14 protein-coding genes are annotated in these 20,003 nt (G+C 68.2%); 2 read left to right on the forward strand and 12 right to left on the reverse strand.

The genetic code is table 11. The annotated features are described in order from the left end of the window. Positions 1–230 precede the first annotated feature (230 nt). The 4 genes from ACFSZT_RS16090 to ACFSZT_RS16105 form a co-directional block, all read right to left on the reverse strand. Positions 231–1,027 (reverse strand): IS5 family transposase gene (locus ACFSZT_RS16090; protein ID WP_377478383.1). Its coding sequence is split into 2 segments (ribosomal slippage): positions 231–697 and positions 697–1,027, totalling 798 coding nucleotides; the frame shifts between segments, so codons are not numbered across the junction. Positions 1,028–1,605: 578 nt separating this feature from the next. After that, complete coding sequence (locus ACFSZT_RS16095; RefSeq protein ID WP_377393983.1) at positions 1,606–3,141, reverse strand: hypothetical protein; 1,536 nt, start codon at positions 3,139–3,141, stop codon at positions 1,606–1,608. A gap of 255 nt (positions 3,142–3,396) precedes the next feature. Continuing rightward, positions 3,397–3,744, reverse strand: a complete 348-nt coding sequence (locus ACFSZT_RS16100; RefSeq protein WP_377393981.1) for a helix-turn-helix domain-containing protein — start codon at positions 3,742–3,744, stop codon at positions 3,397–3,399. Further along, positions 3,741–4,847, reverse strand: coding sequence for a tyrosine-type recombinase/integrase (locus ACFSZT_RS16105; RefSeq protein WP_377393979.1), 1,107 nt, complete (start codon positions 4,845–4,847; stop codon positions 3,741–3,743). The genes ACFSZT_RS16100 and ACFSZT_RS16105 overlap by 4 nt, the downstream gene beginning before the upstream one ends. Before the next feature lie 289 nt (positions 4,848–5,136). Between ACFSZT_RS16105 and ACFSZT_RS16110 the strand changes: the two genes are divergently transcribed. After that, entirely contained in the window at positions 5,137–6,381 is a 1,245-nt protein-coding gene (locus ACFSZT_RS16110) for an IS256 family transposase (protein WP_110341587.1), read from the forward strand. Positions 6,382–6,445: 64 nt separating this feature from the next. Here ACFSZT_RS16110 and ACFSZT_RS16115 read toward each other — a convergent pair whose 3' ends face one another. The 8 genes from ACFSZT_RS16115 to ACFSZT_RS16150 form a co-directional block, all read right to left on the reverse strand. Then, entirely contained in the window at positions 6,446–7,369 is a 924-nt protein-coding gene (locus ACFSZT_RS16115; RefSeq protein ID WP_377390244.1) for a lytic transglycosylase domain-containing protein, read from the reverse strand. Between the two features lie 47 nt (positions 7,370–7,416). Then, on the reverse strand, positions 7,417–8,460 hold the full coding sequence (locus ACFSZT_RS16120) for a replication-relaxation family protein (protein WP_377390246.1): 1,044 nt from the start codon (positions 8,458–8,460) through the stop codon (positions 7,417–7,419). A 37-nt stretch (positions 8,461–8,497) separates the two neighbouring features. Beyond that, positions 8,498–11,008 (reverse strand): type IV secretory system conjugative DNA transfer family protein, encoded by a 2,511-nt coding sequence (locus ACFSZT_RS16125; RefSeq protein WP_377390247.1) that lies wholly within the window; start codon positions 11,006–11,008, stop codon positions 8,498–8,500. An 81-nt stretch (positions 11,009–11,089) separates the two neighbouring features. Next, entirely contained in the window at positions 11,090–12,973 is a 1,884-nt protein-coding gene (locus ACFSZT_RS16130) for a VirB4 family type IV secretion system protein (protein WP_377390401.1), read from the reverse strand. 8 nt (positions 12,974–12,981) lie between these two features. Further along, the gene (locus tag ACFSZT_RS16135) at positions 12,982–14,091 is read right to left on the reverse strand and encodes a PrgI family protein (protein ID WP_377390249.1); all 1,110 of its coding nucleotides are present in this window, start codon (positions 14,089–14,091) and stop codon (positions 12,982–12,984) included. After that, a complete protein-coding gene (locus ACFSZT_RS16140) occupies positions 14,088–15,575 on the reverse strand; it encodes a hypothetical protein (RefSeq protein WP_377390251.1) in 1,488 nt (495 codons plus the stop codon). Before ACFSZT_RS16140 ends, ACFSZT_RS16135 begins: the two co-directional genes overlap by 4 nt. A 592-nt stretch (positions 15,576–16,167) precedes the next feature. Continuing rightward, positions 16,168–16,584, reverse strand: a complete 417-nt coding sequence (locus ACFSZT_RS16145) for a pilin (protein WP_377390253.1) — start codon at positions 16,582–16,584, stop codon at positions 16,168–16,170. A gap of 121 nt (positions 16,585–16,705) precedes the next feature. Further along, on the reverse strand, positions 16,706–17,614 hold the full coding sequence (locus ACFSZT_RS16150; RefSeq protein WP_377478294.1) for a hypothetical protein: 909 nt from the start codon (positions 17,612–17,614) through the stop codon (positions 16,706–16,708). Positions 17,615–19,076: 1,462 nt separating this feature from the next. Here ACFSZT_RS16150 and ACFSZT_RS16155 point away from each other — a divergent pair. Beyond that, entirely contained in the window at positions 19,077–19,991 is a 915-nt protein-coding gene (locus ACFSZT_RS16155; RefSeq protein WP_112282578.1) for a DNA methyltransferase, read from the forward strand. Positions 19,992–20,003: the final 12 nt, after the last annotated feature.

Genomic DNA, 20,003 nt, shown 5'->3' on the forward strand with positions numbered 1-20,003 from the left:
GTCGAACGCGCTCGGAACTGAGCTTGGCCAGTTGACTCTGGACGCGTGCTTAGGGCGCGTGCGGTCGGTGCAGGCGCATTGGGCGCTCTGATCGCTAGGCTGCCTTATATGGATGCCACCGCGATCACCGCTGTCATCGGCCTTCTCGCCACTATGTCTACGGCAATTGGGGTGCCGTTCATCCAGGGCCACATAGCTTCCAAGCGCAACTTTGCGACTAAGAGCGTGTCTCATTTGGTGAGTTTCTTGTGGCAGGTGATGGCGGCGCCCAGGGTGAGGAAGGCGAGGTAGTGGCTGGGTTTGTGTTCGTAGCGGATGGTCAGTCGCCGGTAGCCGGTTAGCCAGGCGATGGACCGTTCGATCACCCAGCGGTGTTGGCCGAGTTTCTCGGCGGATTCGATGTCTTTGCGGGCGATACGTGGGATGATGCGGCGCTGACGCAGCCAGTCGCGCAGGGCGGGGATGTCGTAGGCCTTGTCCGCGTGCAGTTTGGCCGGTTTCCGGCGCCGGGGTCCCCGGCGGGATCGGATTGCCGGCAGCGCGTTGACCAGAGGCTTGAGCGCGTGGCTGTCGTGGGTGTTGGCCGCGGAGATCCCGACCGTCAAGGGCAAGCCGGCCCGATCAGACAGCACGTGGATCTTCGAACCGGGCTTGCCGCGATCGACCGGGCTCGGACCGGTCAGACCGCCCCCTTTTTGGCCCTGACGGATGCTCCGTCCAGGACCGCACGTGACCAGTCGATCATGCCTTGGCCACCCAGTTCGTCCAGCACCGCCTGGTGCACCTGTCTCCATAACCCGGCCTCGGTCCACTCGGTGAACGTCCGATGCGCCGTGGGTACCGACACCCCGAACGACGGCGGCAGGTGCCGCCACGCACACCCGCTGGTCAGCACGAACACGATGGCCGTGAACACCGCCCGTGGATCCCTCCGCGCCCGGCCGCCACCCTGCGGACGCTCCTTCGCCGGTGGGATCAGCGGTTCCACCAACGCCCACAGTTCGTCGGGCACCAACCGTTGCGACAGCGAGTCGATCACAGCGCAAGATCATGACAGCGCAACAACAGAGAACCAAACGAGACACGCTCTAAGCTGCGGGATGAGCGGATCGCGGCCTACGCCGACGCGATGGTTTACTTGCGCGCGGTTCAAGGCCGTCTGGACGAGACCGTTGAGGACCCCGCGTATCGCCAGCGGTACACCTGGCCAAGTATGCCCCATCGGGACCTGATCAGCGCACGACTCGGTCTCATTGCACCCCTCGGACTGGTGGAGCATTGGGACGCGCTTATTGTGGCCTGGGACGCCCTGTCATGGAACCTTCAACAAGACGGTCCAGCGACTGAGCATGGCGAGTACTATGTCGATTCCAAGTCGGCCGACGTTACCCGTGTGCGGAATGCGAGCCAAGCCCTCACTACCCAGCTTCGGCAGGCAGCGGGTGCAGAACGAGTGTTGTGACGTGAAGTGCTACGTCGGTCCAACATCGCGATGCGATCAACAGACGAACAAATCCATCGTGCGGCTGACCTTGTTCGTGGCACGAGTGCTCGCCTGGTGGGTCCCTGGACACAGAGAAACGCGGTCACAACTGACGGACAAAGTCAGTGGTGGAGCTGGTGGGTGGCGGCGTAGCGGGCCCAGCTGCTGCCGGCGATCTCTGCCCACTTGGCGGCGGTGCCGGGGTGGAGTCCGAGTAGTTTCCCGACGACTGCGGGTGGGAGTTCGCGTGCGAGCTCGAGAAGTGCGCTGTTGCGGTCGGGTCGGGGATCGACGCCAAGTGTGCGGATGCGGGCCGAGAGGCTGTGGGCGTGTAGGTGGTGGCCGGGTCGTCGGCCGGGGAAGAGCCATGTCCCGTGGGCGAGGTTGCGGGCGGTTCCTTGGGGTAGTTCACAAGGCAGCTGGGTGAGGAGTCGGCCGAGCGCGGGTAGCACGGCGAGGCTGGCGTGGCCGAGCTTGAGCTGGACGGTACCGTTGTCGGCCTGGTGGATGTGCTCGGTGGTGAGGGCGGCGATGTGGGTGACGGGCTGGGCGTAGAGGAGGATGAGGCAGGCTGCGACGCGATCGGGAACGCTGGCCGTGTCGTCGTCGTGCAGCAGGGAGCGTGCGTGCGCCCAGCGCTCGTCGGCGGCGCTGAATAACTTGGGCGAGCTGGGCCGCCCGACAGGGATAGTGAGGGCTCGGCTCAGTCTGTCGCGTTCTCGAGCCCAACGGAGAAAAGCCTTGCTCGACGCACTGATGTGCTGGCGTTGGGTGTCGAACCACGCGTCGAGGTCGGCCTGGCGACAGTTATCCAGCTGGCGGGATCGTTTGCGCAGGAAGCTGAGGAACCGGAGCGCTGCGGTGAGTTGGTCGCGGCAGCCGTGGGCAGCGTTTTCAGGCACGGGTTGTTGGGGGTAGCGGTGGCGTAGTCGTGGGATGACGTGCCAGCGGGCGAACGCGTGGAGCAGACGCCGGTCGCCGGGGTGCGCGACGCCGTCGACGAGTTCGTTGACGAAGCGCTGCAAGCGGGCCAGGTTCTCGTCCCGTTCCGGAAGTGCACCGGCGGCGACGAGGAGCGTGCGGAGGTGTTCGACCGACCAGAGACCCGCCTGCGCGTCGAGACAGTCGTGGGACAGTGGCCGTTCGCCGCGGGCGATGCTGCTCAGCAGGGCGAGGCCCTTGTTGCGCGTGAAGTTGTTCAGGACTGAACGCGGTTTCTCGGCGGAGACGATGGCGTCCCTCACAGGCTTCAAGGGTGCGGGGATGGTGCCGTCTGGGCCGGTGAGGGCGGCGTCGACGCGTTGGGTGGCCTGGCACCGAAAGCACATCGGCTTGCCGTTAGCGGTGGACCGCCGCCCGAGCGCGATGTCACCACAGAGCGAGCAGATGATCTCGGGGGCCTGAAAGCAGGAACGGCAGATGTCCGGGCTGGTGGCAGTGGCGCGAAGTCCCACCCTGCGGATGCGGCCGCATATCCCGCATCTGCGCTCGGGATGGCGGTAGCACTTGCCGCACAACGCAGTGTCGTCGCGGCGAGAGACGATGATGGCGGCGGTGCCGCAGCCCGTGCATTTCTCACGTGGTGCCAGGCCCTGGCTTCGATAGCAGCTGCCGCAGAAGCCGCGGCCATCGTCATCGCGCGCGTTGACTGGGCGCATGTGCCCACAGCCGGCGCATTCCTTGAGGTGGTTGCGAGCTCGGCAGCCGCGACAGTACGGCTTGCCGTCGATCCTGCTGATGTTGAACGGACGGATCCGGCCACATCCGGCGCATGCCGTGCTGCGGGACTTGTGCTGACACGATTGGCAGCGAGGTGCCCCGCCGTCAAGGCCGTGAACCGGCTTGAGCTGGCCGCACGTGCCGCAGACCGCAACCCGGTGGCCGCTACGTGATGCTGGCATCGCCTGGTGGGATCACGTCTCATCCCGGTCGACGATCCGCGCCCGGGTGGGGCGCAGGCCCCGTTCGCGTGGCGCGGACGGTGTGACACGCTGCCCGGCCACTTTGCGGACCTTGCCGGTCCTGGCGTCCACGTACGGCTCGACGAGGTCGCCCGGTGCGCAGTCCAGGATGTCGCACAGCGCGGCGAGCACGGGCAGGCTGAGTCGCTCCGGGGTGCCGGTGACCAGGCGGTGGACCTGGGAGGCGGATAGCTCGATCCCTCGGTCGGCCAGATGGGGCTGCAGCTCGGTGGTGGAGAACATTCCGGCCTTGGCCATCAGTTCACGCAGATGCCAGCGATAGCCGATGGACCGGGTCATCGTGCGCCACCCTCCGTGCCGTCGGCCAGCTTGCACTGCAGGACGTCCCGTAAAGCGCTGTTCATGTAGTCCGATCCGACGTTGGTGTAGAGCGCGGTGGTGCTGCCCCAAGCGTGCCCGGCCTGGGACTGCACGAAGAACGGGTCCGCGCCGTCCTCGATCAGATGCGTGATGTAGGAGTGACGCAGGCAGTGCGGGTGCAGGATCGGGTCGAGACCAAGATCCTCGCGGTAAGCGGCGAACCGGCGCGTGATGTCGCGCGGCGCGAGGCGAGCGCCGCGCTCCGTAGGCCACAACAGCTGCCGCTTGCCCACCCCGAACAGCGGGCGCACCTCGGCGACGTACTCACGCAACGCTTCGACGGTCCAGTCCCACACCGTCCACACCGTCCGCCGCCGCGGCGGCGATCCTTTCAGCGCCTTGCCATAGCGCACGTAGCACGCGCCGAGCTCGCCGAACTGCGGGGCATTCGGGTTACGGCCGAAGTCCAGCAGATCGAGCATCGCCGTCTCCCGCCGGCGCAAGCCCCACCCGTAGCAGACCTTGAAGACGGTGGCGTCGCGGAATGCGGTGAGCCAGCCCTTGCGGCCCCGCGCCTGGGCATGGGCGACCTGGTCGTCGGCGTAGTCGAAGAAGTCCTGCAACTCCGTGCGCGACAGCGCCCGCATCTCCGGGCGGCCCTCATAAGGGGCACTGTGGCTGGCGATGTTCCACTCGGTGCAAATCTGCGCTGGATGCGCGCCGAACCGCCGCTCGCACTGTTCGGTCCAGCCATAGCGCGGATCGGTCACGTACGAGCAGAACATGGCCACCTGGTTCTGGTAACCACGAATCGTGGAATGCACCAACGGCCGTGGACCCGACAACAGGTGACTGGTCCAGTCCTCCACATCGGACGGCGTCCACTGCCATGGGAACGCGTTCGTGAACGCCTGGAACCTCTTCACGATCGACTCGCGATTCTCCACCGTCCCCGGGGACAACAGGCGGCTGCGCTGCTGCCGCCGCCAGCCCAGCAGCATGCCGTCGAACACCGCCTCCTCCGGGTGCAAAGGCACCACTGCGTCGGTCAGCACCAAATGCGCTGCGCCCTCAATCTCCACCGGACGAACCACCCCAACAGCACCTCCTATCTGATGCGAGATCCTCGCATCAGATAGGAACAAATGCCGTCCGGGACGATAAGTGCCCAGTTCAGAAGGCGTGTCACAAGAGGGCCATTGCGATCGGCATTGATAGCGTGAACTCGCACGTAACACTGGATGCCGCCCTATCTCAACGGTGCGAATCTCGCATCAGAGGGACTGTAATTTCGTTGGTGTAACTCCTGAGGTGAAGGAGACATCTGTGACTGATGGGACGGGCAACGGCGGCGAGGCGAAGGCTCCGGCGATGGCGGATGGAGTGGACGATCAGCTGGTGCAGCAGCTGGCGGATCGGGCGCGGGCCGAGGGTCTGCAGTTGACCGGTGAGGGCGGCCTGCTGGCGATGCTGACCAAGAAGGTGGTGGAGTCGGCGTTGGAAGGCGAGATGGACGACCATCTCGGCTATTCCAAGCATGACCCGGCCGGCCGCAACGGCGGGAACTCTCGCAACGGCCGGCGCGGCAAGAAGGTGCTGACCGAGGCCGGCCCGGTGGAGATCGCTACCCCGCGGGATCGCGACGGCAGTTTCGAGCCGCAACTGGTGGGCAAGGGCCAGCGCCGGCTGACCGGGCTGGATGATCTGGTGATCTCGTTGTCCGCCAAGGGGCTCACGCATGGTGAGATCGCCGCGCACCTGGCCGAGGTGTACGACGCCGAGGTGTCCAAGCAGACCATCACCACCATCACCGACCGCGTGATGGACGGCATGGCCGAGTGGCAGAACCGGCCGCTGGATGCGGTGTATCCGGTGGTGTTCATTGACTGTGTGAATGTCAAGATCCGTGAGGGCAACGTCGCGAACCGGCCGATCTATCTGGCGCTCGGCGTCACCGTGGAGGGCACCCGCGACATCCTCGGGCTGTGGGCTGGCGAACACGGCGACGGCGAGGGAGCCAAGTACTGGCTGCGGGTCCTCTCGGAGATCAAGAACCGCGGCACAGCCGACGTGTGTATCGTCGTGTGCGACGGACTCAAGGGCCTGCCCGAGGCCATCGAAACCGTGTGGCCGCAAGCGATCACCCAGACCTGCGTCGTCCACCTCCTGCGCAACAGCTTCCGCTACGCCTCCAAGCGGGACTGGGCGGCGATCGCGAAGGACCTCAAGCCCCTCTACACCGCGCCCAGCGAGTCGGCGGCACTGGACGCGCTGGCTGCCTTCGGTGACAAGTGGGAGGCCCGCTACCCGGCGATCATCAAGCTATGGGAGAACAGCTGGGCGGAGTTCGTGCCGTTTTTGCAGTTCGACGCCGAGATCCGCACCGTGGTGTGTACCACGAACGCCATCGAGTCGATCAACGCGCGGATCCGACGGGCGGTCAAGGCCCGTGGCCACTTCCCGACCGAGGCCGCCGCGCTCAAGTGCGTCTACCTAGCGTTGATGAGCCTCGATCCCACCGGCACTGGGCGCAAACGCTGGGTCGCCCGTTGGAAGGCGCCGTTGAACGCTTTCGAGCTCACCTTCCCCGGACGCCTGACCACGAACAAGAAGTAGAACCGACAAGATCAGTTACACCAGCTTCTTGACAGACCCGCATCAGATGCTATATGGCACCTTTTTAGTACATGGAAATGTGGATGTGGTCGTAGTGGCATCCGGTTACGTTGGCCGGGTTGGGGCAGCCGTAGACATTGGATTGATAGGGCACCCAGGTGGGGTTCTCGGCGGACCAGTACTGGCCTTGCCAGATCAGGTAGCGCACGCCGAAGTGTGCTTGGCGGGCGATGAGCCAGTTCGCCACGCCCCAGCCGCGTTCGACGTCCGCGGGGTTGTCGGGCTGGAAGAAGACGTCGCAGGCTTTGCCTTTCGGATGGTCGGATGAGGGGTTCCAGGAGTGTGGATCCCAGCAGGACGCTCCGCCCGATGCCATGCCTTGCGCCTGCAGCACGCGGATGACTGCGTTGGTGCGCGGGGTGATCAAGCCGCCGTCGCGAGTCGGGTCCGGAATCGTCGCTCGCTCGATGGGCCATTCGGTCTTGAGCTCGCCGACCGGAGGCCGTGCTCGGTAGGTTGTTGCGAGTTCGAGGACGTTCTGGACGTAGGCTTCGTCGTGGTTGTAGGCGAAGAGGGCTCGTCGGAGGTCGCCGTCGCGGGCGCCGGAGTCGCACAGGTAGAAGGCCGCGGCGTAGATCGCGTCGTGTGGGTCGTATCGCGATGGTGGTGTTTGGCCTCCTGGCGGGAGCGTGTGGCGGGCGATAACTTCGTCGAAGGTTGGTTGGAGGAACTGCATGGGGCCGCCGGCGCCCTTGTTGTTCTCGCCGCTGCGGACACCGCGCATGTTCGCTTGGCCATGGTTTGATTCGATCTTTCCGACTGCCGCGAGTACTGCCCAGTCGAGCCCGGGGCATACCGTCGCGGCGTACTGGTAGAGAGCCAGGTATTCGGCGGGTATCTCCGCCTTCGCGGTGGCGCTGGGCGCGCCCTCGCCGCCGCTGAACGTCTGCACGAAGGTTTGCGCTGCTGCCGCGACGAGGAAGATCACTACGGCGAGCATGGCCGCGCAGGCGCCAGCGAGTTTCCCCATCGCGCTCAGCGCCTTCGCCGGTACGCCGGCAGGGGTGGAGGCGTCGGCGTCGGTGGTGGCATCTCCGCACGATCAGGCAGGTCGATGGAGTCTCGTGCCGATGTTGTTGTATCCGGTGTTCCTGTTGACGATCGTGGCCATCGGGTGGAGAGGTCCGCGAGCCGGAGCCGGCCTTCGGTGGCTTTGCCTTGTAGGGGTAGCCAGCGAGCGGCGTTGGCGTCGAGGGCCTGTTCGGGCCGGACGAGGTCCGTGGCGGTGGTGGCGACGGGTACGCGCTCGCGGTGGTCCAGGGACCGGAGGGCGTCGGCGAGTATGCGCCGCGCCCCGGCCTCGCGCCGTGTGCTCGGCAGCCAGATCAGTACCGGGGTGATGATGCCTGTGTGCTCGGCGAGACGCTCGTATCCGGCGAGTTTGAATCCGAGACGTGGCAGGCGTTCGGTGCCGAAATCCCATTCGATGAACCACTCGACGTCTCGTCCGGCTTCGCGCCAGCGGCCGTATCCGTCGGGGCGCACGATGTCGCCCCAGTGGTGCGCGCAGCGGGCCGCGGACCACCAGGAGATCAGTTCTCCAACGCCGCGTTGGCGTGTTTGGCGGACCAGAGTGGTGAAGACGCTGTTGCATCCGACGGTGTGGGCGAGTTGGAGGGAGTACGCGCGGCCGATTTCGCGGTCTCGCCGGTAGTTGAGGTCGTGCGGGTCGATGCCGTGTTCGTGCGCGAGGAGGGCGGCTCCGGCGGTGTCGAGGACGTAGTGCAGGGGGTGCGATCCGCGGTCCCGGTGCGGTTGGAACCGATGGACCACACCCCAGCGGTAGAGGCTCATGAGCCGGAGGCTGGCCGCGCGCTGGCTGGGGAAGGCGAGGTCGACGATCTGATGTGTGGTGAAGACCTTGTGCTCGTAGAGCATCCGCACGAGCCAGCGGTCGCGTGGGGTGAGATGACCGGCCAGCCAGGCTTGATGTTCGGCGCTGTTGACGACCCGAGGAGACGGTCGTTGCGGGCGCTGCCCTCGCAGCTCCCGCTGCGGCGTGGGATTGGAGACCGCCATGGAAACTCACCTCCTGGTAGTTGTGGAATAGGTCGGGTCAGGCCGCGCGGCGAGGATCGACGGCAGGCCGCACGGGGGGAGCGCCGCCACGGTGCTCGGTGGGGACGCTGGGGCGGGTGTTGATGCGGGCGAGTTTGCGGATCTGCCTGGCGCGTCCCGGTATGGCTTGGGGCAGTTTCTCGGTGCGTGCGGTGAAGGGTGCTGCTTCTTCGCCAGCCACGACGAGCCGTGCTGCGATGTGAAAGGCGCCCAGGTTGGCGAGGTCATGTTCAGACAGTCGTGGCTGGGTGTGCCTGGCGAGGTCTCGAGCGTCCTCGGGGGAGGCGTTGAAAATGATCTTTGTGCGGGCGTTGCTGGAGATGCCTTCCGCGAGTTCGCGAGGGAGTTGGCGGAGGTATTGGTGTGCGAGCACGATGGACATGTGGTAACCCCGCGCCTCGGCGAGCATGTCCTCGATCGGGTAGGCGAGGTTCAAAAAGCTGTGGCATTCGTCGATGTAGAGGGCGGCGTCGTGGCGTTGCCGCTGGGGGATGCGGGCACGGTTGGTCGCGGCCTGCCAGGCTCGGGCGACCACAATGGATCCGATCAGGCGCGCGGTGTCGATGCCTAACGCGCCTTTGGAGATGCGGACTAGACAGATTCCGCCGTCGAGCACGGTGTCCATGTCGATGGTGGACGGTCCGCCGGCGATGGCTGCGTGAACGAAGGGGCGCAGCAAGAGTCCGCGGATCTTGTTCATCAACGGGGCGACGACCTGGGATCGGCTGGCGTCAGAAAGTTCGTCGTACCACTTCCAGAAGCCGAGGAGCACGTCGTCGTCGATCTGGTCGAGGGCACGTTGCCGGAACGCGGGCACGGCGAGGAGCTTGGGCAGATCCGCGAGCGTGGGCGTGCCGGGTATTGCGCGCAGGGTGAGCAGGCCCGAGCGGAGGACGTCTTCGGTGCGGGGTCCCCAGCTCGCGGCGTATACGCGGGAGAAGATCGACACCAGGTGGTCGACGGTGCGCCCGGTGTCGGCGCCTTCCAGGGGATTGAGTATCGGTGGGCGAGCGCGGCTGTCGGCGTCGAACAGCGCGACGCGCTCGCCGAGCCGGGCTGGCAGCCGGGTCAGGACATCGGTGATCAGGTCACCTTTGGGATCGACCACAACCAGGCCCCGGCCGGCGTTGGCGTCGGCCAAGATCATGCGCGCCATCAGTTCCGACTTGCCGGAGCCCGTCGCGCCGAGGATGTGCACGTGATGGCGAGCGTCGGCAGCCCGTAGTCCCACTGGCCGGGAGTGCCCGGAATCGGTCAGGCCGAGCGGTTTGATGTCCGGGCCGCTGGTGGGGATGCCGGGTGGGGGCGGGACGGCCCGGGCTCCCGCGCGCTGGAGCCCGGGAACCGCGTCATCGATGGGGATGTGCGCGAGCGCGGCGAGTTCGGGTATCGAGAGGAGATCGCCGGCGGGGAGGCGTCGTTCGTTCAGCACTGTCAGGGGGTGGCGCAGCCTGGCCCTGCGGTAGTAGTTGTGTTCGGTGAAGGTCGCGAAGGCGCTGGCGAGGGCGTGTGCTCGGCCACGCACGTGGTCCCGGATGGCCGCTCGCTCGGTCGCGGTGGCGTCGGTGGGCGTGGTGGTGGCGATGGCGTAGCGGATCCGGGTCTCGTACTGTGGTCCGCGTTGTTTGGTCACGATCGCCCGGTCTTGGGCGTTCCACGCGAGCGAGGTCTGGTGATCAACCACGGGATCTATGGGCGTCGCGCGGCGCAGGCCGGTGCGCGGGGTCAACAGGTCGAGGAGTCGGCTGAGGAGTCGTACCGGGCTGCCGGATCGTACCCGGCGGGCGGCGCGGCGGGCGCGGCGGACGCGGGCGCCGGTGACCGGGCGGGCGAGGATCTGGACTGCGGCCTGTTCGTGGGCGGCGAGTCCGGTCGGGGCGCCGAGGAGGGCGCGGATCGGGTCGGTGGGGAAGTCGTACCGAATGGGCAGGGCTTCGCTGCGCGCGAGCCGCAACTCGCCTCCGGCCGTGTCGATGCTCGTATCGGGTGGCGGGGTTGGCGGAATCGGTGGTGTTGCTGGTGTGGTACGGGTGTGGGCGCCGGGCCACGCCGCCTCGATCGCGCGCTCCACCATGCCCGGCGGCACGATCCCGGGCACCCAGATCTGCACGGTGAGCCCGGTGTTGGTGAAGAGGTATTCCCACGCGATGTGGGGCTGGCCGTGGAGGCGTCGCGCCCATCCTGGTCGAAGCAGGCCGACCACGTTGGAGTACAGGGCGCTGGCTCCGTCCGGGTCGACGCTGGGCGGGGCGAGGACGCGCACCACGCGCGCGTCCTTTGCCATCCGATCATGGCGGCGTCGCCGCCACCAGCGTTGGCCGGCGAAGGCGACGGTCGCCGCGAGTGCGCCGGTCGGTCCAACGATCGGCCCCCAGGACAACAGCCAGTGCTGGAAGGCCTCGAGGATCGCGTGCAGCCCCGCGCCGGGATCGCGGAGGTAGTCCTCGAGTGGTGACGCCAGGTCAGGCACGGCCTGGCTGGCGAGCGTGGTGGAGTGGGAGAAAGGCATCGTAGCTCCCCTGCGGTGGGCCGGCCGGTGGAACGGTGCACCTTCCTGGTGGACAGCGGCGGGTTGTCCGGAACGCGCGAACTAGCCGGCGTCGAGGTCGATGGAGACGTGCCGCTCGTCGCAGTTGTCGTCGTCGGGGAGGGCGATGTCGACGTAGACGTCGTCGGAGTTCCGCTCGGACTCCGGCAACGTTGCGAGGAACTCTGGGGAAGTCGTGACCAGGACGTGTTCTTGGGGCGAGGCCAAGGATTGGAAGGCGACGCGCTGATTCCCTGTGGAGAGCAGCGCTTGTCCTTGATCGGCACTGAGGAGGAATTGCTTCTCCCCGGCTGAGAGGTTGAAGGTTGTCGCGACCTCGTCGATGGCCTGGGGTGCCTGCCGCAGGAGGATCTGGGTGGCGCTGTTGGAGACGATCGACTTGCCGAGCTCGCTGCCGAGTACGTCGCCGACATCCTGCGTCGCGAGCGTCAAGCCGGCCCAGTGTTTCCGGAAGGATTTTCCCATCCGGAAGAGGAACTCAGCGCCGGTCTGGTTCTGCAGGAGCAGCCAGCCCTCGTCGACCACGACGATGCGCGGACGCCGGATCGTGGGATGGGATATGTGGCGCCACAACCGGTCCAGCACCAGTAGCGTGCCGATCGGCTTGAGTTCGGGCGCGAGATCCCTCAGTGACCAGACCACGAGATGCCCCTCCGGGCGGGTCGTCGTCGGGCCGGAGAACAGGTCCGAGAAGCTGCCCTCCACAAAGGGGTGCAGTCGACCGGCTAAGTCCCGAGCGGTCGCGTTATCGGTCTGCGCAAGAGTGTGGGCGAGGTCGGCGAGCAACGGTGCACCACGTGCCCACGTTCGGGGGTCGGCGGTGATACCCGCTCGCTGGTAGGTGGCCGTGATGGCGCGGTCGAGCACGGAGCGCTCTGGTGCGGTGAGCTCGGTGCCCAGGAGTACCGCGGTCACCGTGTGCAGGAACAGCGACCGGCGGGTGAGCGCGTCACGCGGTGCCGTGCGCTGGCCGTCGGGGCGGGTGTGGATGGGCAGATCTAGCGGATTGAGCCGGACGTTGTCGGCGCCGAGGTGCACGTAGGTGCCGCCGACCGCCTCGCAGAGCCGCCGGTATTCGTCTTCGTGGTCGACGACATGGATTTCGATGCCGCGATACAGGTTTCGTAGGAGCTCCAGCTTGACCAAATAGGACTTTCCTGCTCCTGATCTCCCTAAGATTACGCTGTTGTGGTTGTCCAGGCCGGAGAACCGGTCGTGGTGCACCAGGCCCTGGCTACCGACGTTGAACCCGTAGAGCACCCCGGAGGGCGCGCTGACCGAGGCCGGGTCGGGCGGCGGCAGGTCGGGGGACACAAAGGGAAAACCGGCGGCGAGCGCGCTGGTATCCAGCGTGCGGCGCATGCCGATGAGGTCCAGAGCAAATGGGAGCGTCGAGACCCACCCCTGTAGCGCGCGATAGGTGGTGGGTTGGGCATCGAGCAGCAAGCTGGCGGCCAGCGAGCGCACGGCGCCGACCTCCTCGGCGAGCAGTGCTCGGCTGGGCGCGTGCACCGTGAGGTAGAGCCCGAGTTTGAACAGCTTGCCCTCACCGCGCGCGACCCGGGCACTGAGGTCGTAGGCGTCCTCGGTGGCCACTTCCACCGCGGGATCGTGCAATTGCCCCTTCTCGCTGGTGCGACGGCGGCCACTCTCGAGTTTGGCCAGCTGGCGCTGCAGCCGCGCGGCGGCCGTGACGGGGTCAACGGGTTCGATGTGCAGGCTGACATCCAGCCGCCCCGGGTAGGTCAATAGTGGCTGCAGCCACCCCGCGCGGACCTCACGGGGATAGCCGGTGATCGCGAAGGAGGCCACGTACTCGCCGCCAACCTCCAGGTACCGCGAGCTGATCGACAGCGAGTCCGGGGTGAACGCTGCCGCGCGGCCGGGCTGAGCGTCGGTCAGGGTGCCGCGGGCCTTTCGCCGCATGACGTCGATCACGGGTGCTCCCTCCCTTCGTGCGCGGGCTGGTCGGCGGCCGGGTCCGGCCAGGTGTCGCCGGTGGGTGCGGTGGTGATGACTTCGTCGGCGCCCCCCAGTTCGGCGGAGGGCGGGATCAGCGAGTCGGGCTTGCAGCACGCGGCCAGCACCGCGGTCGCCGCGCCGGCATCCAGCGGCGTAACGGCCAGCCCGGTCGCCGCCAGCATCTCGCTGGCCTCGGCCAGGCGCCTGGCCAGTCGGGATTCGGCCGCCTGCCGGGTCGCCTCGCTGACCGGCTCGGCCCTGTTGCGTGTCTTCCGCTTCGCCAGGATCGCGGCAAGCGGCGAGTGCCGGGTGAGCGCGTCGGAACCGGGTGTCGACCGCAGCGGTTCCCGCACCACCAGCAGCACCTGCCGGCGCAGCAGGGTGGTGGTCGTGCCGAGTTGGGTGAGGTAGTCGGCGTGCTCGCGCGCGGCGTGCTCCAGAGCGGGGTGGGGAAGGCCGCCGGCGTTCTCCCGTAACTCGGCGATTTGGCCGGAGAGATCGAGCCGCGCGGTGCGGATGAGCACCTGGATCGGGGCGGTCAGCGAATGCAGATACCGCGCGAACGACGCGACCAGCCCCTCCTGCTCCGCGGGAGTGCGCAGTTGGAAGTTGATCGTCGAGACGGCGAGAATCGCGGCGACCCCGTCCAGGCCCAGGTCGACGACCCCGGCCTCGGTGACCCCGTCGGCCGGTAACCGCAACGGGGCGGGCGCGATGTCAGCAGCCGAGTCGGCGGCGTGCTCGCCGTCGGTGCGGCTGCTGAGCCATGTAGGGGCGGGCCGGATGCCTTCGGGGGCGGCAACCCGGTGACGGGGACCCAGCCGCTGCCGGAGCGCGGCCAGCAGCAGCCGATCCAGAGGGAGCCCGTCGCGCCGCCCGAGGACGAGAGTGGCGGCCGTGGCGCCGAGGGGGATCGCGACGACGAGATAGCCAGCGAGCGGCACGAATGAACGAGTTACGGACCACAGGCTATACAGCAGCAGCCCCGTGACGCTGAGGATCAGGACCTGGCGGGCTGTAAAGTTGGCCAGCACCCGATCTTCCCGGTCCACATTGGAGGGTATGCGGATGTTGTGGCTCATGGCCGGTCACCTCCACGATCGGGCTGCGACGGTTGCGGCGGGGGCGGTGGGTGGAACCGCACCGGCGCCGGAGCCGACGGGCGGACATGGCTGCCGGGGAAGGGCGGCTCCGGTGTGGGCGGGCGGAACCGCGCGGCCAAGGGCGGGCTGCTGGCGCGGTGTGGGCGGGACGCGCTCGGCGGCGCGGGACGCGGAGACTGGAAGCGCAGGTGCGTCGGCACGGCCGCGGTCCGGATCGGTCGCGGGGGTTGCGGGTCCCGGGAGGACGCGCCCGGGGCCCGGAATTGCGGCGGGGTGGGCGGTGTGCTTGCGGCCCCGGCTGGCGGAGCTGGGAGGGTGCTGCGCGCGGAGCTGAATTCGGGCATGGCGGCTTTGCGGGTGGCGTGGCCGGCTGCGGATTCGCGGGGCGGGTCTTGGGGGACCGGCTGCACGAACCTGGGTTGTGCGGGCGGCGTGCGCGGCTTGCGGGCGACCCGGAGGCGTTCGGCGTCGCGTTGCTGGAGCAGACGGCGGTGCAGCGCGTGGGGAATCGCCGCGATCCTCGGCTGCCGGGGCCAGGGCGGATCGGCGGCCGATGCGGACCCCGAGGCAAGGGACGGTGCGGCGGCTGTGGTGGCGGTCGCGGATTTGCCGAGGCCGGACTTGCCGCCGAGGAACCCGAGCGTCTTCGCGAACAGGTAGGTCTTGGCCAGTCCACCGAGCAGCGAGCGCCCGTTGCCGAACTGGGCGGCGCGCAGGGCCCAGAACGGAATCTTGAACAGGATGTAGAACAGCGCGAGCGCCGCGATGATCATGCCCAGGGCGCTGCTGGTGGAGAACAGTTCGGTCTTGCCGCTCTGGATTCCGCCGCTGAGGAACGTGCGGGTGGCGGTGATCAACACCAGTGACTGGGCGATTTGGATCGTCAAGGTCAGGCTGAAGGCGCGCCACCACCAGCGTGCGATGCCGTCGGTGTGCGGCAGGGCGTGGCATGCCAGAAACAGCGGGGCCGCGATGAGCAGCAGGAGCGTGATCACTACGCGGACGGCGTAGACGAGCAGCAGGCCGAGCCCGATGACCACCAGGACGATGGCGAGGATCAGCAGGAACAACCCGCCGGTGAGCGCGCTACCCACCGCCTCGCGCAGGTTCTCGCCGAGGGAGGGCGGGTTGATGTCGTCGCCCAGCACCGCCCGGGACAGGGCGTTGGCCAGCCGGATCATTTTGTCGGCGGCGAAGAGCGACAGGGCGGAGGCGACGAAGGCGACGACGAGGCGCGGGGCGATTTCCTTGATGCTGTATCGGGTCTGGAGGGTCTCGTGGGTCATCACGACGATGCCGCCGACGAGGACGAACAGGATGTAGCTGGCCAGGATGATCTGCCAGGAGTTGTTCCACAGCGCTCCGACACCGGGCAGTTGGTCGAGCGTGGGTGTGGTCAGAGCGGCATACCCGAGGAGGTCCAGGATCGGGGAGATGGCCGACTCCACGATGTCGGCAAACACGTTGTGCACTGCTCTGGCCAGGCACCCGGAGATGTTGGTGATCCCGCAATCCGGTGCGTCCGCACCAGCGGCGGGCCCGTTCTGCCGTGTATCCGGGGAGTCGGGTGCGGCGGTGGTGGGCTGCGGGATGCAGTCTTCGCCCACACACGGCTGGGTCGTCGTGGTCGTCGGCGGGGTGGTTGCCGGTGGCGTCGTGGCGGGGGCGGTCGTGGTCGGGGGCGGGGACGGCGTCGCGGGGCGCGACGGTGAGGGCGGCGGGATGGTCGGTATTCCGTCGGCGCAGATCGACGGTGGGTTCGGGCCCTCGCAGGGGCCGGGCTGCTGGGCTGGAGAAGGAGCCACACCGAGTCCGGCCGGCTGAGCCTTGGCGGCGAGCGCGAGGGAAGCCCCGAGGAGGAGCAGCAGGCTGGACAACAGCACCCAGGCCACGCGTCGACGGCGGCCTCGTCGGGCCCGGGGCGGCTGTGCGAATGCGCGCCGGGCACCGCCACGGGGGCGTGGGCCGACGGCTGCGCCACGAGCAGCGTGCGGCGGGGCCGGATCCGACGCCTGCGGCGGTCGGACCGAGGGAACACAGTCCGCGCGCACCGCGCTACGCCCCCACGATCCGGGCGAGGATGTCCACGACCAGCGGGGCCAGCGCGGCGAGCGCATAGCCCCAGCCGGCTGACCGGAAGGCCTGCTTGGCCTTCTCCACCTCGGATGGATCGCCCGCCGCGAGGACGTAGCGCACTCCGCCCACGGTGAGGAACACGGTGGCCAGCGCCGCCAGGATCCCCATCAGCCAGCCGCGCACGTTGTTGAGCACCTGGGTGACGCTGGAGGCCTGGGCCAGGACGTAGGCGGCTTCCGCGTGCGCGGCCGGCGCGGTGACGACCAGCAGCACCGCCACGAGCGCACCCAGGAGCCAGCCCCCGCGGCGACGTATCGCGCGTGGGCGGGTGGTCGCGGGCCGGGGCGGCGTGCCCGTGCGAGCGAGCGCGCCGCCCCGTGGAGATGACGGTGTCACGCGCATCGGCGCACCTCCGAAGTCCCGGTCGGTCGAGGTTCGCGGGGCGGTGGGTGGGATCTCCCCGCACCTCAAAAGGCGGGATTTCGGGGCCGGTTTTGGACACCAAGCGTGACGATTTCTATGTCGAGGCTGGTCGTCCATTGCGACGACGCCCGCTTACGGCCCGTGACTGATCCGCGTGGGCGTCGGCTGGTGCGGGGCTCCTGGTCGGTGCGGTAGCGGCCAGGGCGGCGTCGGCGACGGGGTCGTCGTGAGTCGAGGCGACCGCGTCATCGCGGAGGTAGTCGACCAGTCGGGCTTCGGCCCGCTGTCGCATCTTGTACGCCGCCCAGTACGTGGTGCCGTGCGTCGCCGCCCATTCGGTGAGCGACACCTCGCCGACGCGGGTCGCCGAGATCACGTCCGCTTCGACCGGGGTCAGGACCTCGTCGCCGACCGCGCGCGCCAGAACGAGGTCGGGGTGTCCCCACGGCGCCTGGGGAACGATCGGTCCGAAGCCCAGTCCGGCGGGCATCGGCGCGTCCAGCGACTCTTCCAGGGCCGCCTGGCCGACTTGGCGGGCACGCCAAATGAGACGGTTGAGCACGCCGGAGTCGGCGATGTCGACCGTGGCCAGTGCCTCGAGGAACCCGCTCAACACGACGGCGTGCGCATCGGCGCGCTCGCCGCGGTAGCGGGCAGCCAGCCACCGGGCGGTCCTCGCGAGGGCCGGTAGCGCCATCCCGACGCAGGCGACGGTCCAGGTCGGCCCGTCACGCCGCGAACGCCGCACCATATGGGCCCACACGGCATCACGGGTCTCGCGGGGACAGCGGCGATTCAGCAGCCGGTCGCGCAGTTCGTCCAACGGCACCGGCCGGTTGGGCAGACCCCGAAAGCGGCGCCCACTCACCGACAGTGGACGCGGCCCCGTCACCAACCACGCAAATGAATTCCGGGCCGAATCCAACGGCAGCCACTCATGCTCTTCCCGGTCGTGCTGACGCTGGCTCTCGGCATTCCCGCAAATCATCAGATTCAACTCCACAGAGGGTGCGGTCACATGACCATCCGAGGAAATCCAATGTCGGCCGAAGAAATGATGAGCGAGGACATAAAGACGGCTGAACGGTCGATGAGAAAGGGCTTAAAGCGGTCCGCGTGATCGATTCAGAAATCACGTGCGCAGATCTTCGATCGATGCCCGATGCGGCTGATCGATGGCTCTGTTAGCTGGAGTTTTAAGAGCCTTCTGGTGTGCTGATGCGATTTCAGTAGCGACTGGAGATGATGCTTTTGGGGCGGTGAGAGATTCTTCGTGATTGGGTGTGAATCGCGTGGCGGCGAGATCGTCACACATGCTGTGACCGAAACCGGGTATGTCGCCACCTTGGGAAGGGGTAACGGCAATGGCGGTTTTGTTGATTCCAGCCGGGCGATCTGGCGAGCCGCCGAGAAAGACAAGATCTCGGTGTCCAAAACAGGGGGGTTTTGACTGCCTTTTGAGGTGACCGCGCAAACCCTGCCGAGCCGCCTCACAGGGAGGCCACCATGACACCTAAACCCGTCGACCGACGCCGCGACGCCACGCCGCTTCCGGTGACCGCCGCGGCCGCACGTCACCGGAGCCGGGGCCGCCATCGGACCACCGGCTCGAGCCGAGCCCGGGCGCTGCCCCGGCCGACCCGACGCACGACCGTGTGGCCGTGCGCGGACGGCGAGCAACTCGCCGGCACGGCCCGCCTGGCCGGGTGGCTCGCACGCACCATCATCACGACCGTCACCGCCTACACCGTGCCGGGGCAACGCGTCCTCCTCCTCGCACCACCCCCGTCAGCGACCCGTCCCCGAACCGACTCGTCCGTGGGCGGATGGCGTACTCACAACCCGTACACCGGACTCCACGAGGCGGCCTGGACGGTGGTCCGTCTTGGCCGCAGCGTCGACACCGCCACCGCATCACCACCCGCCGCCACCGCCGTGACCTCGAGGCAGGCGCCCGAGTCCGGGTCCGGACGCCGCCCCGCACAGCTCGGACTGCACACCCCGACAAGCCCCGACCCGGACCGACGGGCCGAGCGCACCGAGCCGACCGGACGCGGCGAGGACAGGTTCCACTTGGTCATCACCGCGGTCCCACCACGGCCCCTCGACTGGGTTCGCACGACCGACTGGTCCCGACTCCTGACACCGTCCGGGACCCTCGCGATAGTAACCCATAGTAATCGCGAGGAGAGCCGGTTCATCGACCCCGTCTCCGCGCTGGTGACTACATTCCGTCACAACGGTTTGGGGTGGCTCGACCACGTCATCGTGCTCACGGCGCCGCCCCAACCCGCGGCGCAAACGGGCGCCGTGGGGCGCGCGAGCGGGAATCATGCCAACGCCGATGCGGTCGGCGGGGACGCACTGCTGGGCGGGCACCGTGGGGCGCACCATGACTTGTTGCTGCTCGTGGCCGACCCCGCAGTCGAGGACGATGGTCGCGGCGAGGCGTCGAGGAGCCACGCATGACCAACCGGAACCCTGGTTCCTTCGGCCCGGCTGTCTCAGTCTGGGCCTGCGGCGATGTCGACGTCCCGACACAGCTGTCCCGCCGCGGCTACTGCGCCGAGACACACGCGGACGCCGCCGCGCTACCCCCGGCCATCGCCGAGCACATCGTCGCCACCTACACCCGGCGAGGAGACATCGTGCTCGATCCGGACTGCGGCGCCGGCACGACCATCGCCGAGGCGCTCCGCGGCGACCGGCATGCCATCGGGCTGACGGCCGACCCGACCTGGTGGAGCGTGGCGCGCGCCAACATCGCGGCCGTCAAAGCCGCCGGCGCTGCCGTGGACGGGATGGTCCTCGTCATGCAACGCGGGCCCGCCACCGTTCCCAGTGCCCATGCCGCCGGGCTGGCCGACCGAATCGACCTCGTGGTCAGCGCCCTGCGCCCGGACACACAGCAAGACGATCAGTCCGCGGCGTCCGACGGCGCGGCCGCGATCGAGCGGTTCACCGACCTGCTGGCCGCGTGCCGACGGCTGCTGCGCCGCGGCGGTCACGTGGTCATCGCCACCGCCCCGATCCGGCGCGACGGCGAGCTACTCGATGTGTGCGGACCGCTCCAATCCGCAGCCCTGGCCTGCGGCCTGACGCCGATCGAGCGATGCGTCGCCCTCACCGCACGGCTCAAGCACGGCCGCGTGGTCACGCACGCATCCCTTCCATCGCGGCGTCAGCGGACCCCAACTCACGGTCCGAGCGGCCATCAGATCTGCCTGCCCGCGCATCACGACGTCCTTGTCTTCCGAGCCGACCACCCCGTCGAGGCCGGGGTGAGCCATCGCATCCCCGCACACGCCTCACCGTGGCGGTGGCGGCGCCGGTCCGCGCCGCGCGACGACGTCACCCCTCTCGCCGCCCTCGCGGCGTGACTTACCTCGGCC

This window comes from Prauserella oleivorans (genome assembly GCF_042685745.1).
Lineage (GTDB): Bacteria > Actinomycetota > Actinomycetes > Mycobacteriales > Pseudonocardiaceae > Prauserella_A > Prauserella_A oleivorans.

What these genes read in the sequence shown, in the direction of transcription:
- ACFSZT_RS16135 (WP_377390249.1), bottom strand. Translation starts at nt 14,091, where the DNA reads ATGAGCCACAACATCCGCATACCCTCCAATGTGGACCGGGAAGATCGG.
- ACFSZT_RS16125 (WP_377390247.1), bottom strand. Translation starts at nt 11,008, where the DNA reads ATGCCTTTCTCCCACTCCACCACGCTCGCCAGCCAGGCCGTGCCTGAC.
- ACFSZT_RS16130 (WP_377390401.1), bottom strand. Translation starts at nt 12,973, where the DNA reads ATGCGGCGAAAGGCCCGCGGCACCCTGACCGACGCTCAGCCCGGCCGC.
- ACFSZT_RS16155 (WP_112282578.1), top strand. Translation starts at nt 19,077, where the DNA reads ATGACCAACCGGAACCCTGGTTCCTTCGGCCCGGCTGTCTCAGTCTGG.
- ACFSZT_RS16100 (WP_377393981.1), bottom strand. Translation starts at nt 3,744, where the DNA reads ATGACCCGGTCCATCGGCTATCGCTGGCATCTGCGTGAACTGATGGCC.
- ACFSZT_RS16120 (WP_377390246.1), bottom strand. Translation starts at nt 8,460, where the DNA reads ATGGCGGTCTCCAATCCCACGCCGCAGCGGGAGCTGCGAGGGCAGCGC.
- ACFSZT_RS16110 (WP_110341587.1), top strand. Translation starts at nt 5,137, where the DNA reads ATGGCGGATGGAGTGGACGATCAGCTGGTGCAGCAGCTGGCGGATCGG.
- ACFSZT_RS16095 (WP_377393983.1), bottom strand. Translation starts at nt 3,141, where the DNA reads ATGCGCCCAGTCAACGCGCGCGATGACGATGGCCGCGGCTTCTGCGGC.